16 protein-coding genes are annotated in these 22,552 nt (G+C 53.9%); 3 read left to right on the top strand and 13 right to left on the bottom strand.

Annotated features, from left to right (window positions below):
- The first annotated feature begins 22 nt into the window (after positions 1-22).
- Both P0204_RS20560 and P0204_RS20555 read left to right on the top strand, forming a co-directional pair.
- Positions 23-376: a hypothetical protein gene (locus P0204_RS20560; protein WP_276224630.1), complete on the top strand. Its 354-nt coding sequence runs from the start codon at positions 23-25 to the stop codon at positions 374-376.
- Entirely contained in the window at positions 373-1,170 is a 798-nt protein-coding gene (locus P0204_RS20555; protein ID WP_276224628.1) for a hypothetical protein, read from the top strand. The genes P0204_RS20560 and P0204_RS20555 overlap by 4 nt, the downstream gene beginning before the upstream one ends.
- On the opposite strand, the gene P0204_RS20550 is transcribed toward P0204_RS20555, so the two are convergent.
- From P0204_RS20550 to P0204_RS20535, 4 genes are all read right to left on the bottom strand, one after another.
- On the bottom strand, positions 1,167-1,826 hold the full coding sequence (locus tag P0204_RS20550) for a hypothetical protein (RefSeq protein ID WP_276224627.1): 660 nt from the start codon (positions 1,824-1,826) through the stop codon (positions 1,167-1,169). The genes P0204_RS20555 and P0204_RS20550 overlap by 4 nt on opposite strands.
- A gap of 692 nt (positions 1,827-2,518) precedes the next feature.
- Entirely contained in the window at positions 2,519-3,415 is an 897-nt protein-coding gene (locus P0204_RS20545; protein WP_276224626.1) for a coiled-coil domain-containing protein, read from the bottom strand.
- Positions 3,416-3,468: 53 nt separating this feature from the next.
- Positions 3,469-3,852 (bottom strand): hypothetical protein, encoded by a 384-nt coding sequence (locus P0204_RS20540; protein ID WP_276224625.1) that lies wholly within the window; start codon positions 3,850-3,852, stop codon positions 3,469-3,471.
- A 74-nt stretch (positions 3,853-3,926) separates the two neighbouring features.
- Positions 3,927-4,508, bottom strand: coding sequence for a hypothetical protein (locus P0204_RS20535; protein ID WP_276224624.1), 582 nt, complete (start codon positions 4,506-4,508; stop codon positions 3,927-3,929).
- Positions 4,509-4,891: 383 nt separating this feature from the next.
- On the opposite strand from P0204_RS20535, the gene P0204_RS20530 reads away from it, so the two are divergent.
- Positions 4,892-5,782: an HFX_2341 family transcriptional regulator domain-containing protein gene (locus P0204_RS20530; protein ID WP_276224623.1), complete on the top strand. Its 891-nt coding sequence runs from the start codon at positions 4,892-4,894 to the stop codon at positions 5,780-5,782.
- On the opposite strand, the gene P0204_RS21290 is transcribed toward P0204_RS20530, so the two are convergent.
- From P0204_RS21290 to P0204_RS20490, 9 genes are all read right to left on the bottom strand, one after another.
- Positions 5,779-5,913 (bottom strand): DUF7837 family putative zinc-binding protein, encoded by a 135-nt coding sequence (locus P0204_RS21290; RefSeq protein ID WP_465260853.1) that lies wholly within the window; start codon positions 5,911-5,913, stop codon positions 5,779-5,781. The two genes, P0204_RS20530 and P0204_RS21290, sit on opposite strands and share 4 nt — an antisense overlap.
- A 534-nt stretch (positions 5,914-6,447) precedes the next feature.
- Positions 6,448-7,194, bottom strand: a complete 747-nt coding sequence (locus P0204_RS20525) for a hypothetical protein (protein ID WP_276224621.1) — start codon at positions 7,192-7,194, stop codon at positions 6,448-6,450.
- A 111-nt stretch (positions 7,195-7,305) separates the two neighbouring features.
- Positions 7,306-9,747, bottom strand: a complete 2,442-nt coding sequence (locus P0204_RS20520; protein WP_276224620.1) for a DUF262 domain-containing protein — start codon at positions 9,745-9,747, stop codon at positions 7,306-7,308.
- 271 nt (positions 9,748-10,018) lie between these two features.
- Positions 10,019-13,954 (bottom strand): helicase-related protein, encoded by a 3,936-nt coding sequence (locus P0204_RS20515; protein WP_276224619.1) that lies wholly within the window; start codon positions 13,952-13,954, stop codon positions 10,019-10,021.
- A gap of 32 nt (positions 13,955-13,986) precedes the next feature.
- Positions 13,987-14,958: a hypothetical protein gene (locus tag P0204_RS20510; protein ID WP_276224618.1), complete on the bottom strand. Its 972-nt coding sequence runs from the start codon at positions 14,956-14,958 to the stop codon at positions 13,987-13,989.
- A 5-nt stretch (positions 14,959-14,963) separates the two neighbouring features.
- Positions 14,964-17,828, bottom strand: coding sequence for a DUF1156 domain-containing protein (locus P0204_RS20505; protein ID WP_276224617.1), 2,865 nt, complete (start codon positions 17,826-17,828; stop codon positions 14,964-14,966).
- Entirely contained in the window at positions 17,825-18,445 is a 621-nt protein-coding gene (locus P0204_RS20500) for a DUF7680 family protein (protein ID WP_276224615.1), read from the bottom strand. Before P0204_RS20500 ends, P0204_RS20505 begins: the two co-directional genes overlap by 4 nt.
- The gene (locus P0204_RS20495; protein ID WP_417374848.1) at positions 18,442-21,768 is read right to left on the bottom strand and encodes an ATP-binding protein; all 3,327 of its coding nucleotides are present in this window, start codon (positions 21,766-21,768) and stop codon (positions 18,442-18,444) included. Before P0204_RS20495 ends, P0204_RS20500 begins: the two co-directional genes overlap by 4 nt.
- A complete protein-coding gene (locus P0204_RS20490; protein WP_276224613.1) occupies positions 21,761-21,988 on the bottom strand; it encodes a hypothetical protein in 228 nt (75 codons plus the stop codon). The genes P0204_RS20495 and P0204_RS20490 overlap by 8 nt, the downstream gene beginning before the upstream one ends.
- Between the last annotated feature and the right edge of the window lie 564 nt (positions 21,989-22,552).

Here is a 22,552-nt window from a genome sequence, read left to right as displayed (position 1 = left end):
TGACTGTCAAATTATGAATCGAATGACGATTTTATGGTTGCAAACGCTGATTGACGAGTTCTTGGATATGCCTGGGCCTTTTGAGATGCTAAATCCAGAACTTCTGTTGATGTTAGGTATGGGAACAATTGGAACGGCAGTCGGTCTACTCACTACCGCTATAATGAACGCTAGAATGACAAATGAACACATGAAAATGAATCAGCGAACGCGATATCTGTTTGCGCTCTCTCTTGGGGGCACCGGAATTGGTGGCATCCATGTTTCCCCGCTTATCACCGAAATCTACGGATATATGTCATTCGTCCTACTATTGCTACTCCCCATCGGATTCTCTGTGCTGATCATCAAGGAGCTGGTGAGGGCAGATATATGATTCTCTCACTGTTTCTGCAGCTTGGTTTTTGGATTGATTCAGTCCCGCTTTGGCTGGCTCCATTACTTGTTCTGCTCGGAGTTGAGCTTATTCTCATCTACCATATTCAGCAGAGTGTCTATGTGTTTCCCCGGGATAACACCGATCTCCAACACACCGATAAAATAACTATACCAACTCGTGATTATAAATTACTAATCTCTGGGTTAACATTTGGCATCCTGCTATCAGCTATTGCTGTAATTCAAAATTACCAAATATCAAACTGGTATATTATATTACTATTATTTTGTGGACGAGCAATTGAGGGCGTTGCAGCAATCAGATTCTATAAGAAAGTGATACGGTTTACACGGTCACGGAGATGGGGTGGAGATTTCGGAGCTAAAATAAAACATAAGCTCACAGCTATTTTTATTATATTTATAGGCCTTTATTTTATAGGATATGTTATAGTAAACGGCCCGTTTCTCCGTTCGCTAGGGTATACTATTCAGTTCATCTGGACGATAGTCACTCTTTTTGTGACCTTTATTGGCCTCCACTGGAAGCTCCGACCGGTTCGCGACAAGTTCGATCAAAAGATTATTTTTGGTGTCATATTATTCACAACCGGTGCGGAACTGTTTAACTTTGCATTCATCGGTCAGTTAATCGCGACGCTAGCTGGTGCATTTGGTTACACAATTGGATTTTGGTTTGCTGCCGCCATACTGATTAGAGACCAGCAGGAACCAGTAGTGATGGGACTAAAACACCGTATTCGTGACATTAGAATTTGGCTTCGGTCTTAATTATTTTTCTCCAGTTCTTTTTTAATTTGTTCCAGTTTATTGTTAGCTTCGTCAGTAGATAAACGCCTGCTGGTTGTTTGGTCAGAATTTTTATTCGAAATTCCTTTAGTATTCGAGCGATCGTATTTTCCGAATACTTCATCTAATGCAGACTCTGTGATTTCTGCGGGTGTGCTTCGAAAATATTTGCTTAAGTCAATTGGGTCAGGTTCTATCGATTTGGCATGTGAAGACCTATGAGGGTTCAAACGTCGCTCAATATCCTCTCCTAAAATCTTAATTATCACTTTGTTACGTCCTGAAGTAAACTCGCCAACCATCATTGCTAATAGAATCAGACTAACAATGACCCATAATGGAGTGAGAAAATTTCGGAATAAATATATTAGTAACCCTGGGATTAAGATAATTGAGATATGAGCTATCGCACTGGCGAGCCCTATTAATATCAAAAATACAAGCGTTGGTGGACTATATGGCGAAATACTAGAAGAATTGTTTCTTCTAATTACTTTAGCAGACTGAATAAACGCTGAAAGAGCAAGTGAAAGCCCACAGAAAAAACCACCCATTGTCCATGTTAATCCCGCTAATACCTTTTTTCCATCCCAAGAGAAAACACCGCCATACAGGAGTTTGGCGCCATCTGTTGCCATCAAGATTATTGGAGCGGCCTTCAGTGGTCTAACTGATGCCACGTTATGGTGTTAACAAACTTCTAAACTAATATTTCTTATGCGCAAAGACGAACAGTGTCTAAATTACGGTCTTTGATATCTTTACCGTGCCGCTGGTACTCTTTACAACGGTCGATATCGGTTCCACAGATTATGTCGGCATAAGCTCTAGATCTCTGGCTCGTCGTACGTGTCTTGAGCAAACTCTCGGAGGTCCTTGAGATGTTATTGCTGGTCTTAGTCTGCAGTAAGACCACAAACGTAGATGCCGATACCAGGCATACTTTCTGGGTTCTCAGCCGAGTATTAAGCCACCCGCCTTTTTAACCGATCCGCAGGAACCACTAGCTTTTTGCGAACTACATGGCTTGAGACAGCCTTGTTCCATCGAACGTTGATTGTACCCCACAAGGTCACACACCATCCTGTAATAGGAGCCAAGATTCTAACGGTAGAATCCAACCCACAGCGTTGCCTCGGACGTGCAACAACACGACGTCAGACGCACGGTACGGCATGGATCGCCACGGACCAGTACTCAAAGTAGCACTGGGAATACTAAAGAAGTTAAACTCTACCTTGGGTGGGCTATGTCTTGTCCTCACGCTCAACCAGACCAACGCCAAGCGCTACTCGGACTACGACCCCGTGCCTGCGTGCCAGTGGATTCTTTATAGGTCAGTTGTGTCATCGTCTAATGACACATCAGGCTCATCCGGGAGGTCTCCGGTCTCCTCATTAACTTGGTCTCTGAGGTGGGAGAATACATGGAGAAGACCACCGACCCACAGTAAAGAGACTAATGTCGGTTCCACCCATGGTGGGAAGTTCGCAAAACTGAGTTCTGCTACTCGGAAAAAGTAGAATAGGAGTGGTATCCCAACCGAGAGACCTATTGTGACTACGGTGGCACGGAGACTACCTCGAATCCGGGATGGGTCAAGTGACTCGTGCCTATCAGCCAGGCGACTCCGTTCGTCCTGCAGAGACCGTATTTCGGTCATGGTCTGAACCCATCGTCGGTAGTTCCGATTATATCGTTGCTCCGTGTGTATCTGCCACTGATGGTCTATCTGATTATTGATAGCCATTACCTCCGCGTCAATAAACGCGTCATCAGGAATGTCTCCTCCATATGAAGATGTAGTGGTAAGAGCCGATTGGATATCCTCATACCGCTCTTGCAGGACATTGTGTTGCTCCTCGTTGAGTCGATCTACATCAAGATAATCGGCTAATTCACGCTGCAACATTCGGGGTGTTAGTTCGTCTGGATCGGCAGTGAACTCCACACGGATATGCTCCTCAATGAAGTTGTCTACTTCCTCTTCTGCTTGCTCACAACGTTGCTCAGCTTGTTGTTGCTCTCGGATTTCCTCTATTGTATCACGAAAATGCTCATACTGTTTGTTTAGATTCTCTAATCGGGAATCAATAGTCCCAATCCGTCGATCAATTCGTTCTCGTTGTGCATTTAGGTTAGAGAGGTTGCTCGCGAGCAGTGCTGTTAGAATACCAATGAAGACACTGGCAGATGCCGCGAGGGCTCCATAGAAACCAGAGACCATTGATTTATTCGAACGAGTGACGCATAATAACTCTCGTGATAAATATTCTCGATTTAGTCTCGGAGGAAAGAGTCCTGTACCCGGACCAGTTGGAGTGACGGGAATGGTGCGAACGGAACTTGGTCTTCAATGAGGTCGTCGATATCCACGGGGACCTCGCGCTCGTTCCATTTGGGAAGGTAATCTTCTAAGACCGTCAAGGGGACTACGATGACCACTTCGTCATCTTCCGGGCACTTGTCCGTCCGATCGGCGAGGGTCTCTCCGTCCTCAAACTCCCACTCACAGATTTCGAGTCCGGGAACGTTGACGACGACCAATGCAATCGGGTCTTCTGTCTCTGTGTTGTGTACGATGTCGCCGTAGATGAAGTCGGGTTCCTCCTCGGTGTCGTTCAGATCTTCCCGCTGCAAGGCCAGGTCGAGAGACCGTTGCATTGGTTTCTCTCCACCCGGTGGTTTCCATGGTTCTTCGTCTGTTCTATCCTTCGGTGGACCACCTGTTTTTCGAGTCATAGGAAGTTTGTGATGTCGGACTGCCATTCGTTCAGTGCGTCTACGCGCCTCGCTGCGATGTCGGGCATTCGGTCGCCCTGGAGTTCCCCGGTCGCGTCCTTCGCCTCCTGACGGATGTTCCAGGCTCCTGAGCAGGATACGACACACTCCGGGAGCATCTTGAGCCATTCCGGTGCGATACGTCCGTTGACGAAGACCCGGTTGACATCGAGGACCTCCACCATCGTCTCGACGTGTTCCTTCAGTCGGTACTTGGAGTAGTACTGGGTCGCGTCGAATCCGACGGAGCGACTGATGTTCTCGACAAGGGGACGGCATCGCTCGAAGTGCCAATCCTCCCACCCCATGATACACGGGTAGACCGGGATGTCGATATCCGTCATCAGCTCCTGCACCGTGAGTTGTCGCTTGACACTCTCCTCGATCTCCTTGACGAGCTCGCGTCGGTTCATCCCCTCGTCGTAGGTGAACCGGTCTCCAGGGAACACGCCTTGAGCGTCGTCCTCCAACTTCTCGTATCGGTCGACCTCGTCAGTGGGAGTGCGTCCAAGTATGTGGCCGTCGTTCTCGTACGTCATGATGAACAGGTCTTGGTCGGGGTGCAAGAACTGTATCCGAGGGTGATTGACGAACCACGACGCTCGGTGGAACTTGCAGGCAACGAACGGAACGGAGTCTGGTCGGTGTGCGAACAGCTCTTTGTGCGCCGGATGGCTTGGATGTACCTTGCCGCCGAAATCCTTGGGGAACGGGGTCATGTAGATCGTTAGGTGCAGTATTTTTCCAATGGCACCTGTTTGACCACTACGAGACGAACACAGATAAATGTTGTTTGGAAATTCTTCTAAGAGTGTCATAGATTAGGCGAAACGAAATACGAATTTGGGTTCGGGACATAACTCGACACACATAGATAGCGGATAACGAAGGTCTTTAGCATGAAACAGATACAGAGAGAACCATGACTGAACGGGTCCACTTCCTGCCGGTTGGATTCGATTTTGACCGGCTCATCCTCCCGATTTCGAAGGGACAGATGGAAGCCGACCGTGTCGTACTCGTGACGCATGATATCGAAAATAACGATGACCCTAGCCGTGCAGCGGAACTCGCGTCGAGATTGACCGATAGACTGGAGAACTCTTTTGACCTTTTCGACGTCGAAGTCGAACGAGAAACATTGGAGGTCGAAAAGTTGTACCAATACGAGCTCCTCTATCCCGAAGCGCACGACTACATCCTCAACGAAATCGTGGAAGGTAACGATGTCTATGTCAACATTTCCTCGATGCCGAGGACCACCGCGTTCGCCTTTGCGACCGCCGCTGACTCAATCATTACTGAGTATCAAAAGGAAGTCGAGGAGATCCGCAATAAGCTCCATACCTACTACGTCCCACCGGATAACTACCTTGTCCTCGATATGATTGAAGCGTTGGAAGATGCCAGAGACTGGATGAAGGGCCAGGAAAGTCTCGATGTCTATCCACAGTACCAGAACATTTGCGAAATCTTGGAGAAGGTTGAGGATGGTGGTGTCACGGAAGGAGCGAAGGATATGGATGGGCAGATGTACGTCGAGTTCCCCTCGTCTCCGGGTAGCGATGTTGACGACTTTGAAAAGAAGATACTGAATTTCCTAAGGGGGAGAGACTCGATATCGTCAACGTCGTCACTGGCTGAGAAACTGGCCCAATCGTTGGATGTCGAGTATGATGAGTCGTTCCGAAGCCGAGTCCAATACAACGTCACGAAACTTGACGAAAAGGGCTATGTGGACCGTGAGAAAGAAGGAAATCGTCTCGAAACCGAGCTGTCGACTATGGGCCGAATGTGGGTTGAAACGAATTAACTTGGGTGGACTGGCTCCTCACATGAGAGACACTCCGCGTAGACGCCATCCTCGTATTTAGTAAGTACCATACCTGCTGGTATCTGCGTCTCGTAAAACGGGCATATGCCGAGTGTAGTCTCGGTGATCATTGGAAAGTGGAGCGTGTCACAGGCACCATCACACGTTACGGCCGGAATGGTCAAAAAGGCGGGCGGACTCTCAAGGAGTTCAATATGAGCACCAGGTGGAGTGGCAGACTCACCGAGAGGGAATCCCTCCATTCGAGAGCGGGAAGAGATTCGCGAGGACGTTAGACAGTTTTGAACTACTTAGTGAGGAATATATTGTCCAGTCAGAGGTCTTGTTGGACGAATCGGTCGAACTGAAGCAAGAACTACAGACTGAAATTCAACTCAAATAGGGACGTTCTGGACAGTTCGAAGCCATGGCGTGAACTCGCTCTGGTTGTTCAACTCTCGAATTACCGACCGGTTATCGGTTGATTCGAATGGTGGCGTTTGTTAACCAACACTGCCACCTTTTACCACCGCCTGTTGGTTAAGATCCCGGTCATCGCACCATCCACGCCACGGTCGATACGGTCAACAGCCCAATGGCCAACACAAGCTAGACACCGACCAGTCACTCAGTGTTAGGAGCCTGTGTGGTACCATATTAGATAGTCAGCCACTGAATTCAGTCTTCACATGGTCGAGCAAATTATCTACTGCAAATGCAGGAACAAACTCATCTAAAAGTAGATTCCGTGCAGCATTTCGTCCGTCAGCGACTTCACCATCGATTGTGTCGAGCCGAATCGCCTCTTGCTCGATGATCGGTGTGAGATCCACTTTCGGGACACCGGATTTTGTTTCCCCGGTTCCGAGATCTTTCAGCCATAGTGTCCATCGGAGTCCGTCAGTTCCGATGCCGACCAGATACCGTTGCTCCATATCTCGAAGGTACTTACAGAATGTGTCCTCTTCGATATAGGTTCGAATATCCTCTGTCGCTTTTTGTTTGGCTCCACACATTTGTTCTCGATTCGCCGCTTTCGCCTCGACAATACAAACCACTTCAGGAGCGATTTCCTTGAGTAGATAATCCGGTTGCAACGGCTCTACCTTGTCATATGTGAGGGGTTGGCGAATGAAGTGTGGCCCGTCGCCTGTATATTGTTCGGAGGCTGGGTTGCGGTACCCGAGTCCGTTCAGGACTGGCTCGATGAGATATTGCTCAGTGAATACTTCCGGCGCCTGTTCGACCCGTGCCCCCGGGAGTGTTTGCGTCCTACGGAGAATGGTGCTTAATTGGCCGCCTTCGTTCAGTTGGCGGAATTTTCTCGGGAATACTTCCAGTTGCATCCGCACACGCTCTGCGATATGATAATCCGGCTGGAGCGTTGGATGGAGATCGGAATCGCTAGTCATCGCGTTGATACCAAATGGGTACGTGGGGTTTCAGATCGGAGATAGGAATAGGCTTCCCCCGAAACGAGTCGCAGGGATTCGATTGAGGGCTCCCAATCGATTTTCAGGGGATCAAAGAGAGCGGACAGAAAGTCGTTTCTTAAACTCTTGGTCAGTCTTCTCTCGGATTTCTTGGCGTACCTCCTCTTGATCAGAGCCGATCCCGAACTCATCCTCAAACGACTCGAAGCCTAGCGTCGTTAGAATATCCAACAGCAGCTCAACCCGTCGGTCCTGTAGTGACTCATAGGTCCAGAATGAATTGAAATATGCCACTACATCGGCGTCCACGGTCGAAACGTCACCGCCATCGTGCTGCTCACGGAGTTTGTCGAGAGGTTCGCGGTCGACGTTGCCATATTCGGCCGTGAAATACCGATTAGGGTAGATACTCGCGAAACCGTCGATCTCGGTGTAATACTGCGTCATTTTCTCGGCGAGTGGCCGGTTGCTCGCTCCGATATTATCGGAGTCACGAAGCAGGAGGAAGTTCCCAATATCGTCGATGAACCCCTGCGTGATGAACTCCGAGATGTTGTCTTTCAGTCGCTCCTCCTCTTCGTCGAGATCAGAGCGCTGCACCAGCTCGATGTAGCGCTCGATCTCTGAGGCGATCTCGATATCCGGCTCCGAATCGAGTTTGAAAAACTCTCGAAGCCACGTAGGGTCTTCCGGGTCGCTGACGGGAGTCTGTGGGAGGACGTGTTCGAGATGGATGTTCCCCATGTTCAGGTCTCGCTCGACGGCACGACTACTGTCGTCGAAGTGATCCTGGGCGATCTTCCCGAAGAGCAGTCGCGCCGTTCCGGTACTCCAAGACTGAGTCTGGACGACCGTATCGATGAACCGGTCGCCGAACAGCGTCGGCGTAGAGGAACGCATTTCGGTGATGAGATACTCTCGAGAAGCCTCGTACACACTATCTGGGGTGGCATCGGCAGTTGGTGCGAGATTGAACTCCTCGACGGTCTCGATGAAGACCTCGCGGAAAATACTCGGTCGTTCAGAGATGAGGAGGCGTCGCAAGTTGAGTTTCTCGATGGTCTCTAGTACGCGGTAGAACTGTGCTGCATCCCGTTCCGATTCAGGATTGGTGTGATAGTAGAGCGCCAGGACGAATGGCCGCCACTGGTCCATCTGTTGGTTATTGAGGCGAACAAGGATTTCTTGACACTGCTCTCGGTGGCTGGCTAACTCAAGGTCCTCAGCGGCGAGCTCCGTCGTAGTGATATCTTGGTAGTAGTCGATGAGGTCGTGTGCGTAGTCAAGGAAGGCTTTCGCTTCATCGATATTCCGAAGCCTCGGGACGACATCCGAGTCGATGTTCCGCGTGTCGAAAGCGTTGGTCAGTTCGGCGCTCGCGTCACCAATCCTGTCGATGCCATCGTCGACGATACTCAGATAGATGGAGAGGTAGTCGTCGATGGCATCACCATCGGTCGCGAACGCCACCACGATGTCTTCCCACTTGTCGACGTACTCGTCTTTCACGTCGGTATCGAAGAAGGCGTTCACGACTGCGGCCCTGATACGGTCGATCTTTGTCAGATCGACGCCACGGTCGTTCAAAATCTCGAAGATTTGCATTCGGAAGTCCGATTCCGCCTCTCGAATCAGGTATTCCCCGACGTGGTAGGAATTGTAAACGTAATTGAGGATGTTCACAAGCGCTCGAACCGTCTCGTCCGGCGTCTCGGCGTCGGCGACGACGTTGCTGATCTTCAGGTCGTAGAACTCGTAAGCGTTCAACAACCGCCTGTGTGAGCGATATAGTTTGAAGAACGCCCCCGATGAGAGAGAGTCCGTATCTAAGTTCGCGAGTTCATCTTCCGTGGTGCCGAACCGGTCCAGACATTCCGAGACCTGTACTGCGTCGCTGTTGTTACCGTGAATGCTGAAGTCAGCTTCATTCTTGAGGTAGTTCACCTGGGCGGACGGCCCCATCATGAGGGCTTTGAAAAATTCAGCGTCGTGTTTGTTCAGCGTGAGCCGTGGCTCACGTTTCCCGAACGCTTCCTCCACATACAGGATACCGGTGATTCGCCCGATCCCATAGTCCCGGAACTCTGCTATAGTATCGTCCTCGATAGAAACTGGATCGACGTCCTCGAGGTGCTCCATAAGGACGCGTAACAACAGGTGTGTCGTCGTCAGCCGCTGTTGACCGTCGATGACCTCATAGACCTGTTTGTCGTCGTTGACTGCGAAGTACATCGAGCTGAAGAATACGTCCGACACCTCGCGTCGGTCAGCGACCAGGTCGGCATTAACGAACTGCTCGATGTCCGACCAATACTGTTCGTGGTGGATATTCTTCCACGAGTACAGTCGCTGGTACTCTGGTACGTTGAACTTCTGATCGGTGAGAACCTCCCCCAGAGTCCGTTTCTCCATCTCAAAGTTCTCGGCCGTAATCGGCCGAACTACTTTCCCATCACCGACATTCCGGGTATCGAGATCTCTGCCATCGTAGTCGATGTACTTATCATACAAATCGTCAGCCTCGTTCGACATTATTGACTGCTGTTTGTAGTCCGTCCATTTACCGTTGTGGGCGGGTTTCCGGGTCGAGTCAAGTCACCCCAGAAGGTTAGCGAGTTCGTGGAGGCTCTGTTTGAGATTTTGGTCGAATACGGAATCGACGTCGTATCCTTCTCGACCAAGCAAGTCAACAGCTAACTGTTCCAGTCTCGCACCGTCTCCGATAGCGCGGATATTTGCTTCAAGAGCAGTATTTGGCATCTATTGGTTCATCTGGGAAGTCCATGGTTACAAAACTACCCATCTACTGTGGCTGCTTTGTTGACTTCTCTCGGTTGTCGAGGAATTGGTCACACCACGTCGGAAGGGAATCCATCGGTCCATTTTCAGTCACAGTCCCATCGCCTGCAATCCGAGTAAACACGCCGTCTCGCCCCCACGCACACACGACTGGCTCTTGGTCTTGATCGGGTCGAGTCACGATCCGCTGTTGGAGTCGCGACGTATCCTCACTCACATCCTGCAGTACTGTGAGGAGGTGTCCTAGAAGTGGATGGCCTGGTGCAAGATGCTGAACCGATGGGAACTCGTCAGCACATACAGCAGAGAACGTCACCGCCACCTCGTCAGCACCAGTCGCAATAGCCTCTGCAATCGTCTGTTCCCCATCCACGGATGGGACCTCAATCGGTGCATCACCTACTGAGAGGCGATATGTACTGTCCGCAAAATCGAAGTCCCCGTCATCGTACTCGAAGTCAATCTCGTGAACCGGGGTGAATTCAACACCGGCCTCAGCAAGCGCATCGTTATCGACCAATACTGACTGAAGACTCGGTGTCTCGAACGGGGGTTGGTACTCGTACTCCTCCTCGCCGACGTCGACGAGATCCGGGTGACTGTAGGACTGCCACGCATCAAGTTTTGCTTCGTCGAGGACATCCTGTGTTACAAGCTCGTCAACGTCATCAAGGGACTCGCCGACGTCGACACGGTCGTCCTCCTTCTGGTGCTCGATATCCCTTGATAGCTGTTCATCCGCTTTTTTAACCGTCTCCTGACGGTCGTCAGAATCGGCGTTCAAGGTGGCGTCTCGTATCTGTTTGCTCACACCCGAGAGGATGGGTTGCATATCGCCCACCACGTTCTCGAATAGACCGATCCGGTCGTCGAGGCGGTCGTAGATGTCTGTCTCAACAGTATTTTCGTAACTGTAGTTGAGAATCGTGACCTCGTCATACCGCTGTCCGATACGGTCGATTCGCCCGATACGCTGTTCGACCCGCATTGGGTTCCACGGGAGGTCATAGTTGATGAGGGCCCCACACTCCTGAAGGTTCAGCCCTTCACTGGCTGAGTCAGTACATACGAGTATATCGACCTGGCCGTCGTCGTCAGCGAACTCTCGCTTCACACGCTCTTTACCAACGGTCGTCCAGCCCTCGCTGTCGAGGTCATACATCTCGCCACCGCGACCAGAGTACGTTGCGACCGTTGCGCCGTGGATAGACGTCAAGCTGTTCCGGATGAAGTCCATCGTGTCGGTGTACTGGGTGAAGATTATGACTCGATTATGTCCTTCACGGTCCAGTTTCCCCAGGTCGCTGATGAGTTGACTAACCTTCGGGTCTTCGTCGATACGCTTGAGATCATTAACGAACGACTCCAGCTCTTTGATTTCCTGTTCGAGTAGATTGATTCCCTGGTCGGTGACGTTCGGGATAATCTCGGCGAGGTCGGCGTCTTCGAGGTCACCACTGACCTCGTCAATCGTATCGAGGTCGTCCAGTTCGTACTCAGAGAGGGATTCGAAGAGGGTTTGGCTGGACTTACCTTGAGAACGGTCGGGATTGGCGGCACGTTGTTTCCCCTTCAGCACGGTTCGCTGTGCTCGAAGGGTTTCGAGGCGGGTTTGCAGACTCTGTGAAATCGCGTAAACGCTGCTCGTGAGTCGCTGGCGGTAGGTAGTCATCACGAAGCCAATCGCCCTGGTCTCGGCCTCATCGGACTGCTGGGCGAGCTTGTAGAACTTGCTCGTGTACTCGTCGATGCGGTCGTAGACGTCTCGCGTTTCGTCTGTCAGTTCGATCTTCCGCTGCTCCGGGTTTCTGTTCGGAACGGTCTCATCCAGTAGTCCGACTTTCTCGTACTTCCGCAGGGTATCACGCGTATTCCGGTGGATAAGGGCGTCGACGGGCGTCGAATCCGCGAGAACGTCCCGAACGACTCGCCAGCCAGCCTCTGAGAGATCATCGAGGGCACTGAGTTGATCGTTCCGTGAGTAGGTGAGCCACTCTTCCTCGGCCTTCCAATCCGGATAGAGGAGGTATTTGAGCTTCTCGTCTTCGTTCGCTTCGAATGGGTCGACGTTGTACTCCTGTACCGCCGTTTCGAACCGATCGACGTACCCGTCGTACTGATCCCCGTAGTTCGAAGCAAGATTGCACGCTTCGAGTACACGCTGTTTCGCGATTCCGCGTGCGTGCTGTTCATCGTTGATCTCGAGTTTCTCCGCGACCGCGTCGAAGACCCTATCGGAGAGCCTTCGTTCGTTTGGGAGCCGATCCTGGTACCGCTGTTCGTCCAAGGTGGCTTGGGCCGACCAGGATCCCCCTGAGGACCCTCCACCGCTCTCGACCTGTTCTTTTAGCGCCTGATTGAGGGCCTGCCGAGTCTCAAAGAACTCGACGAACTGGTCTTTCCGGTCCCACTCGCCAGGGAGGTCCAGTAACGCCATCAAATCATAGAGTTCGCCGGCGTGCAGCTGCATCGGCGTCGCGGTCAACAGGTAGTACGTCTGGGTGTGTTCACGAAGCCGCTCGAGGAGCGTGTAGAACTTGCTTCCGGAGCGAGCGTTGTGTGCCTCGTCGATGATGACGGCGTCCCAGACGCCCTCACGACGGGTTGTGTCGCGTCCGCGTGCGCTCGCTGGGACATCGTCGCGAGTACGTACATCGCCTTCGTCGCGGGGAGCGACCTGATCCCAGCGGTCATCAAGCCGGGCGGTGTGCCACGACATGATGACGATCGATGGGCCGTCGGTTTGGTCGTCGGACTGCTGGTCATGGAGGAACCGCCAAATTGGACTCTCAACCCACGCTTTCGACCGCTCGTCGGCATCGAGGTCGAGACTTGCAGCAGAGGGTGGCGCGTGCTCACGGCCGAATACATCGTGGAAGACGTACTGATTTCCGCTCCCTCGATCGAAGCGGTAGGCGTTGATGTTGAACTTTTCCCAGAGCTCCTCTTGCCACTGAATCCTCAGGCTTGCGGGGACGAGAAGGAGACCAGTGTCCAAATCGTCTGTTAACCCAAGCCGAGAGAGCGTCAGACCAGCCTCGATCGTCTTCCCGAGGCCGACTTCGTCACACAGGAGGAAACTGTTCGGGTAGGTGTTGACCAGTGTGTCAGAGACGACGCGCTGGTGGGGCCAAGGAGTGATCGTACTACCCTCTTCAGCAAGAGCCAATCCGCCGGGTGCGAGCGAGCCGTCAGCGATAATGTTTGCTTTGTCGCGCTCGGTCGGGGGTGCCTCGCCGCGTGCAATCTGGATGGCGGTGTCGACCTCAGTATCGGAGTCGGGAGCCTTCCAGTGGATAATCTCCTCTTCGATGGCCTCGGGGAGGTCGTAGACTTCGACGTAGGTGTGATCGTTGTCCCAGAGACGGTCGAACGTGTCGACGTCGCCTTCGACGTATTCCCGCTGTCCATCGCGCCACTCTCGGTGGACCTTGAAGCGCTCGTAATTGCGCTCCCAGCCGCCGGCTGTCTCGTTGACGCTGCCCTCAAACGACAGCGAGTTCTCCTGGTCGTCATGGAAGACGCCGACCTTCGGGTGGAAGATGCCCCAGTCCCCTCGCCGTGGCACAGCGACCTTGATCGTGAGTCGTTCCTCCCGAAGCAGTTGCGCGAGAAGTTGGAGCTGCGCGTCGAGCCGTTCGTCGTCGAGTTCGTCAAGGCCCTCGCTGAGTTCGTCGGAGAGCGCTTCCAGAACAGGACGGTCAGTCTCGTAGAGTTCAGCGCCGACGATGAGTCGCATCTCCCCATCGTTTTCCACGAGTGCGTGGACACCGCGAGCTGCAACGGCGAGAGCACTGCTAGAGAAGTATCCTGCTACTCGGTCGTAGCGAACGCTTCGTTCGAGGGCTGGAACATAGAATTCATCAACAAGATGAGAACCGCTCGTCGAAGGCTGGCTCTCGTAAATCGAGTCCCAAGAATAGGTCTGAAGGTCAGCCATTAGTGAGCTTATTTGACTATCTCAATCTGGTGCTACTTAATCACTCCAGTCGCTCCGCTATTGTCCCTGTTCGGACTCAGGGATAGATCGGCCAAGTCTGCCAGCACATCGGTAGCCAGCCGGTCAGCGAGACTCAGGCCCAATCCTACTGCTATCTGGACTGCTTCGATGTACGTCTCGAACGTGTCCAAGGTTACTGTCGTCCCTCGTGCCGTCATCGAGTGAGAGAGATCGTTTCGTGCCTCCCGGAGTGTGTCGTCAAGAACCTCCAAGTCGACGCTCTCTGGTGCAAATCCTTCGTCTCGAACCCACCCAATAACTTCCTCAAGCGTGGTTTCGTCCAAATTTGGGTCGATACCTGTATCAAGCTCTTTCACTGTGACCGCTCCAACTTCCTCGACCATCGCCGCACTGGTCAGGACGGCCACGAGCAGCGGTGGATGGGCGATATAGCTGAACATGTCGGGCCCGTACTGTTGTAGATAGCGCGAGTCTTCGTCCCGCAAATGTGTCGACAGCTCACCGGCTTGCCAGACGCTTTCGCTAATCCACTGGACCCACATCGACGTCTGAAGCGAGAACTCGATTCGGTCACGAAGCTCTCGTGACTCCCGAAGCCAGCGGCGTGACAGGAGTTCGTAGCTGGTTTCGTTTCCGAACGTTGCTCGCTGCCGGCACGCATCTATGGACGCAGTGAACGCATCGAAGGTCGACTCGAAGCCGCTGAGGAGATCGGCGACTTCTCCCATCCCCCAGCTGAGCCGTACTGGTAGCGGGTCGAGGACTCGCCCATCAGATGAACGGCGGCGTTCGATGTCGGTTTCGTAGACCGACATGGCTTCGTTATGGACGTGAAGACAATACTGGAACCGTCGCCCGCAGAGGTCGATAATCGCGGCGTGCCACTGGTCACCGGGAAGCGGAACCTGAAGCTTCGTCGGCGACCCATCACCCTGCTCCCGGAGAGCGAGGTGAACCGCGGTGAGGTCGCCGAACGCTCGCATTATGCCTAGTGCTCACCGAGCGTGCTCTGTTTCGTCTCGTCGCCGTCCTCGGCGAAGACGTTGGGGCTGAAGTCCAAATCAAGCACATCGCTCGTGCGACCGACGGCGAGGTCCCGAGCAAGTTCCCAGTCCTCGTGGTTGTGCGGCAGCACCTGGAGCAGCGCCTTCAGCGTCGACTTGAACTGACTGTCGGAGTCGAAGTTCCGCTCCCGCAGCCACTCGATGGTCTCGGTTTCGCCGCGCTTGTCGTAGACGTGCATCGCGGCGTGGACGGCGTCGAGGGAACGCGGGAACGAGAGGTCGTCTGGGTCGACGGGCAGGCGACTCGACCGGTCTTCGGGCTTCTCGTTGATGTTCTGCACGCGGCCGTCGTGCCCGCGGAGGCTGATGTCGCCGCGACTCTTCCGCCACGTCTTCGTCGAGCGCTTGATCTCATCGATGTCGACGCCGATACCGTGCCCGAGCTGAAGTCCATCGTCGTAGGCGAACGTCTCGGACTCGTGGACGAGCCAGCAGAGGATGTACCACTCGGTAACGTCGTCGAGGTTGTCGACGGCCATCCCCTCGAGATATTCGTCAACGAGTATCTGCGTCACGGCTTCCCGCGCCGTTTCGAGGGCCTTCCGCGGGGGAACCTCTTCGTCCTGGTCGTCGACGACCGGGTAGGCGTCGGCGAAGACTCGGAGTGTCGGCCCGAACGCCGAGATGATGACGTCGGTCTTGGTCAGGGAGATTCCGGACTCGAGGAGGTCGCGGGCGGCTTCCTTCGCGGCTGCTCGGGTGTCGGCTTCGACGTCGCTCCAGAGCGTCGGGACCGTGTTGTCGGGGTCGCGTTCCTCGTGGGGTTTGCGGCCTGTGAGGAGAAGAGTGGAATCTGCCGAGGCGCTGTTGCGCATTCCTGCCCGCTGTGGCATCTCGCTCGTAATTGGATGGGTCGAAGTGATAACAAACCCAGAGTTGATGAGCGACATCGTCAACGTATCCCAGGCATCCGTCTCCTTGTGCGTGAACATAACCGTCATCACGCCGCCGGGTTCCAGAACCCGATAGAGTTCAGAGAAGATGTCGCTCATCTTCTTCTCATAATCTCTGTTGGCTAGTTCTCTCTTTGATGAACCACCACCCGAAACATCGGAAAACTGATCCGGGTTAGCAACTGCTTCTGAACTCTTGTCTGTGAGGGTTTCAGAGAAGAGGTCGGGAAAGACACCTTTGAGGCATTCACGCATCCAGACGTAGAACACGTCCGAGAGTTCGGCATACTGGATACTGCTGTAGTACGGCGGGTCAGCGATTATTGCAGAGATACTATCCGTCTCGTGAGGGAGGTCAGCGGCGTCAGCATTCGTTACATTACCTTCCTTTGAGTCTTCTGGCAGATATGAGACAATCTCCTTATATGAATCGTATATCTTATCTAAGTACGAAAGGAAGTCAGTACCTCCAATAGAGATATTTGAATCTACAAAGACACGCTTGAAAGCCAGATTCTGTGATTTGAACATCTGACTTGGGTATCCCTTACTAGTATCCCATGATGTCAGGCGAGAGTTTCTGTCTATGAGCTTGCTAATAGAGAGGGTGAGTAAGGTAACTATTGTATCAGCCGTCTCTTCATCGTGTTCTGACCTAATCTGCGGTCGCTGGTTGTTTATCGCCTGAACGTACGCGTGATTGCTAATCAGTTGGCGAGGAGCGAACAAATCCCGCCATTCATTCATTCCGTAATTTCTTGGTTCTGTAGTCTTGTTTCCGTCCGGGATCGGTGTGTCCAAGAAGGTGGATAGTTCGTAGTCAGACTGGATGAAGGACTCTGCTTTCTCTAATGCCTCTTGGTCCTCTTGTACAGGCGATCTGAATCCACGCTCTCCGCTTTGGTCCCTGTATCTCACACAGTATATATCGTAGTCAAACTCGCCGTTCTTTAGTTGGGATCTAACTTCATCGTCTTCAGTAACTACCCCGCACCTCAGACATTCCGTGTCTCCCCCTCGCGAAACTGGACCGTCACCCGGATCGAACCCTTCTAATTCTTTATCAGATGGGTCAATCAATACCTCATATTCCACAGACCCATCATCTTGAACCTCTGGGCGAGAAACTACGTCAATACCGTCACTTCTCGTTCGAATCCACCATTTTGGGACAAGAGGAATATCAGCGCCGCATGATCTGCATTGAATACTATATGTAGAAACGTAATTTATGGGGGTCTGACCCTCTTCCTTACCGGGGAAATACTCTTCAATTACTGACGATGCTTCAGAGTCAACTTCGTTTGCCCAATGCTCAACTTCTTGTTCAATATCCCCCACATTCGGCGCGAATTCCAATAGCACTTTAAGTATCAATGAGGGGATAGGGTTCAGTTCATTCGCATGTGTGGGAAGCCCATAGCGGAGAGATTCATACGGAATTACCCCACCTCCAGCTGTCGGATCAAAGACAGTGGGTAAATTTCCCTCCCAATGGTTCTCAAGAACCTCATGCAACTCTTCTCGCTCTGCCTGCCTTGGTGAACGAGTGAACGGTCGAGGGTATCCGTAATGGCTTTCTAGATTTCCACTCCTTTCACTTTCTGTCGCCTTTTTTCTCTCTATATAAGATGCAAGATCTTCATCAATCCCCTCCTTAGGCCCAATCTGCATCCAATTTAGTAGGTCATCTGAGTCAACTCCCTTGGGGAGTACAGACGCCAGAATAGCTAATCTGGAAGCAGGGGTCGGACGCCGTGCGAACCACGGATGGAGATAGCGATGTGGGGGAAGATACTGAGGATTCGCCTCTCGTAGATTCTCGATACCCACCGCTTTCAACGGAAGCTGTCCCTCGATAGCGAGCGGTTTCAGATCGTCGTCGTGGTCTGTCATAGGTGGTCAGTCAGCAGGGTCCGGAGTGCTTTTTCGCCGTTCGGGCTGGACGGGGCGCGACACTTCGCGTGCCAGTAGTAACACTCCTCGTCGCCCATGCGGGCGATGCCGCGGCACAGGGCACGCATCCGGTCAACACGCTGGAGCGGTTTGATGCCGCGGAACGCGAGCGCCAGGCGAACGCCGACGGTCTCCGGGAGGAAGAGGTCGCCGACACCGCTGGTCGTCACAGTGGTGGCGTCAAGTTCCGCGCCGTCGACAGTCTCCTTAATGAGTGGGGAGAGAGCGCGGAAGCGACAGCCGTCGAGACGCGCGATCTTCACCGCCGTCCATCCCTCCCAGTCCCAGCGCGTCGCTTCGTCGGCCGACGAATCGTCGAAGACCTCCTCGAAGGACTCGATGTTTAGCGAACGCCCGCGGCGTTCGAGTCGGTCGCGACGGGCGGTAGCCTGTTCTTCGGGGAGCAGTTCGTACAGCGTGACCGCGCCGCCGTTCGACCCTTCGCGGCGCGTCATCGCGAACGTCGGCCGGCCGCCGTAGACGCTACTCCCGAAGGAGGACGTCGGCGCGTCCTCAGTTGCCGCGCTGGCTTTCGTCGAGTCGACTCCAGTTTTCATTGGGTTGCCTCAGGGGGTACTTCGGTCAGTCCTCTGGCTTGAACTTTCACGTCGATATTGGTCTGGCCGAGCCCCGCCTGTAGTTCTGCGAGCACGTCGTCCTCGGCGTCAGTTATCGGTTCGGGCTCGTCGAGGTCAACCCGGAACTTCAGCGTGACGTTGACCGACTCGCCGAACGGGTCGGGCTGGTTCGTCACGCGAGAGAAATCGTCGAGACTTCCCTGGTAGTCCGCGCTGTAGCTCGACCCCGTCGATGTCTTCACGTCGTAGCTCATCCGGACCGAGATCGCGTCCGACCGGTCGGTGAAGGCATCTCGCTGAGCAATGAACGATCCCTTCGAGAGCCGATCCTCGCCCACCACTTCGACCGTGGCCTGCGAGACGCCTGGTGCGCCCCCCGACGCCGCTTTCGAGAGCGCGTGGGTTCGTACCTCGTTGAACGCCCGCGACGCCGCCATCTGGCTCGTCGCCGTGTCCCAGCCCGAAGGCTGCGCACAGTCGGGGCAGATCCCCCGGGCGTTCAGTTCGCTCTCGTCGTACTTCTCGCCGCAGCTCTGACAGCGAGCTTTCTCTGGGGGCTTTCGGTGTTCCTCACAATACGCTGGGCCGTCATCAGACGGCTCAACCATCGTCGTACAGCCGTCCTCGGTGCACCCAACCTCTGTAGCTTCGGGCGGTCGGATCGAGTCGTGGTGGACGTCAAGGAGAGCTTCGATGCCCGTATAGACGACGTAGTCGTTCCCGATCTTCACGTCAGTATCCTTGATCGAGGTACGAACGTCCGGCGAGTCAGCGAATGGCTCCCGCTTCCGCCAGTTCTCGGGGTGGTCATCGGCGTCGCCGTCCCAGTAGGCGGTCTCAGTTTCGGCGTCCCAGTAGGTGTAGCCGCTCTCGTCGACCATCTTCGCGACGGTCTTGCGCAGCGGCTTTGTGCTCAGGAGGTACGGGAGTCCCGGCTTCTTCGCGAACTGTTCGACGAGCTGCTGCGTCGTCATCGAGTCCTGCGTCCGCTGCCAGAGTTTCTGCTTGAAGAACGCGACACCCTTCGCGTCGGCGTCGGCGCGGATCAGGCGGTCGTCGAGGGTTTCCTCAACGGCATTGACGAGCGAGGTGCCGCCGTTCGCCTCGGTCGCGTTGATCGTAATATGGGTGAGCCCATCGCGGTCGACGTAGTAGAGATGGCGATAGACCCCGCGGACGAGCTCACCGAGTAGCCCGTACTTCTTGTCCTGGCGCTCGCGAAGCTCCTCGATTTGGTCCTCTGAGAGGTCTGCGGTCTGCTGAGAGTCATCGAGGAGCGCTTCGATGGCTTCGAGGTGTCGGGCTTCGTCGACGGCACTACGCACGCGCTCGTCGTCTGGGGCGAGGAACAGAACGTAGTTCTTGTAGACTCGACTCTGGACATCGCCGCCCTGCTTCGTGGCTGACTTCTGGTACAGTGATTGAACCTTCTCGGGGACGGACTCGGGGTTCGATTCGTCTTCGAGTAATTCCTTAGTGACCGGCGCCGTGTCCATGTGCATCACGGCGAGCTGTGGCGTCGACGCCTTGTCCGGGAGATCGGCCGGCGATTCTGGGTAGGAAACCGGTTCGAACGCGCCAGTCCCGGTCTCGCTCTCCAGTCTGGCTTCGAATCGCGAGCGCGCTTGCGCGTCGGGGGTATTGTCGACGCGCTGGTCGATGATTCTGATGAGGTTCGGATCGGACTTGAATCGAACCCGCTCCTCGTCGTAGAGGTAGTAGCACGCGACGCTCATGTCCGCTCCCGCCAGCGCATCAAGGGCCGAGTCGTAGTTGTCGAAGCGAATGTCCGGGTGACCTAGCGTTTCGTTCATTTCGGCCCGAGTGATCCCGGTCGCCTGTTCTCCGTAGGCTAGGCTATGCCAGAGAACGGCGGTGGTCATGTGTGAGCCGAGTGCCGGGATTCCCTTCTCTGTCCACTTGCGATCCTCGAGTTGTGCATGGGCAGTCCCGTCATCGTTGTAGATGTCTGCGGAGACAGCGGAACTGAGGTCGACGAACTCGAATAACGACTCATGGAGGGTCGAACTGATACTCCCGCTCGGAGCGTCGTCCGCCGGTGTGAGGTCGTATAGCCGTACCCATTGACGCTCGTAGTGGTCCGGGCGGTTGTTCCAGCGATAGTAGACAGCCCGCGCAAGGAGCTTCAGCGCCCCACGGGTTCGCTGGAACTTCGGAATCGTGTCGATCTTCTCCGTGAGCGTATCGATGACCGTCGGGTGGAACGGGTATTCTCGTTCGAGCCGGTCGACATAGCTCGCGTCCGTCGCTTCTTGGGGGAACTGCCGCTCGCTGTTGGTGTACAACTGGAAGTACGACTGGGACACCTCAGCTGCGGCCTCATCGTCGATATCCTCGAAGAGACGATGCTGGAGCACCTGCCCGACCTCGCTCTCGTCGGTTGGTGTGACCGTCTTATGCTGACGGCGTCCGATCTGGTTGAGCTCGTCGATAAGCCCACGGACGTCCTCGGCTTCCTCCTCGAACGCGGTGTCCGCGATCGAGTAGACGATGGTGACATCATCGGACTCGGACGCCGTCTCCAAGAGTGAGAGAACGAAGCTCAGCGTCTGGCTGGCCAGCGTTGCGTTGCCGACCTCAACGGCCGATGCACTCTCCAGGTAGGCAGCAATCTCGTCGATGAGGACAAGAGCGGGACCATCGCCGAGCTCGAAGAGGTCCTTGAGTTTGTTCTGCCCAGGTGCGTTCTTGTTCTGGTCGTACTCTTTGAGTTCTTCGTAGCCGTCTGCACCGTACAGCTGGTAGGCGATCTCGCCCCACATCGTCTTCGTGTTCGGGGCGTCTGGATCGTTCCGGTCACTGCGGGCGTTCCGGGCGTCGACGTGCCCACCGACGAAGACCGCCGAGTCAACTGAGAGGCCTTCCTCTACGGCCTCCTGGTACGCACTTGCACTACGCTCATCATCAGGTAGAAGATGGTCTTCCAGATTCTCGATATCGCCAGCGTGTTCAGCCAGATGGTACGAAGCGATGAGGTCGTGGGTTTTCCCACCACCGAACCGCGTGTCGAGACAAAGGATACTACTCGTATAATCTGTCCCTTGGTTCGTCCCACTTGCGAGGAATCGTCCCGTGAGATTACTCAACAGCGTCTTCAGCCCCTCGGTGGGGTAGGTCATCTCGAAGAACCGAGAGGCCTCACGGTAATTTGGGGCCGCCTTGTTTGGATCGTGAGCAACCGTAGCTAAACTTGCGGCGAACTGGTCCTCCTGAAGTGAGCCGTCTAAGACATCGTCTCGTGGCTGACAGCTCTCGAAAAGAGAGGGGTACTTGTTACTCATCGATTTCCTCCATGGATGATGAATCAGCTGATGGTTTGGACACGATCACGAACTCACTCTCCGTGCTGTTCTCGATAATCGCCTTGGCGATTCCCTTCGATTCGGCGACATCGACCTTGATAGCGTCTCCAACCTCTGCATCGAATTGGTCGAGTTCGGGTCCCGACAAATTCACCCGGCCCGATTGACCGGTGTTCTGTCCAATTGTCTTCTGAGTCATCTGGATGGTTATGTCATTACAATCGCGTGATATAACCTTTACTTAGTCTAAACCATCTTTTGACACCACAGAGTATGTACAGCCCATATCATGAACCAGAGGTTTGGTTCTGATTACTGACGTATGCTCAACCGAACTCTCTAACGACCAGTATACCATCTACGTTGATTATAATTCCCGAGACAACCACCTGCCACGAAACTACGGACCGTTCGCGTCGCAGAAGAAGCAGAAGTAGTTGCTGTGCGATACGCTGCCGGAATCGCAGACGATAAATAACCGCGACGACGCGCACGTGAGAGACAACAGCCTGCTGATTGACGCGCACTGCGTGGATATCTACGCTAGCGTGACAAAGCTCATGACCGTTCAGAAAATCAGTGATGAGCCGTCAGATATTTTTCGCGGATACTGACTTCTTCGTTTCTGTGGGTGGTGTACCATCGTTCACTATCGGGGTGGGAGTAAGTGTGTATCTTTTTCACTGAACGTTGTGGGGACGTCCTCCTCGGCACAACAGGCGTAACGTTGGAACGTTTGTGAGTGTTCACCACAAAGAAAAAT

Origin of the sequence: Haloarcula halophila (assembly GCF_029278565.1) — an archaeon.
GTDB lineage: Archaea > Halobacteriota > Halobacteria > Halobacteriales > Haloarculaceae > Haloarcula > Haloarcula halophila.
This window is presented reverse-complemented; position numbering and strand designations above follow the sequence as displayed.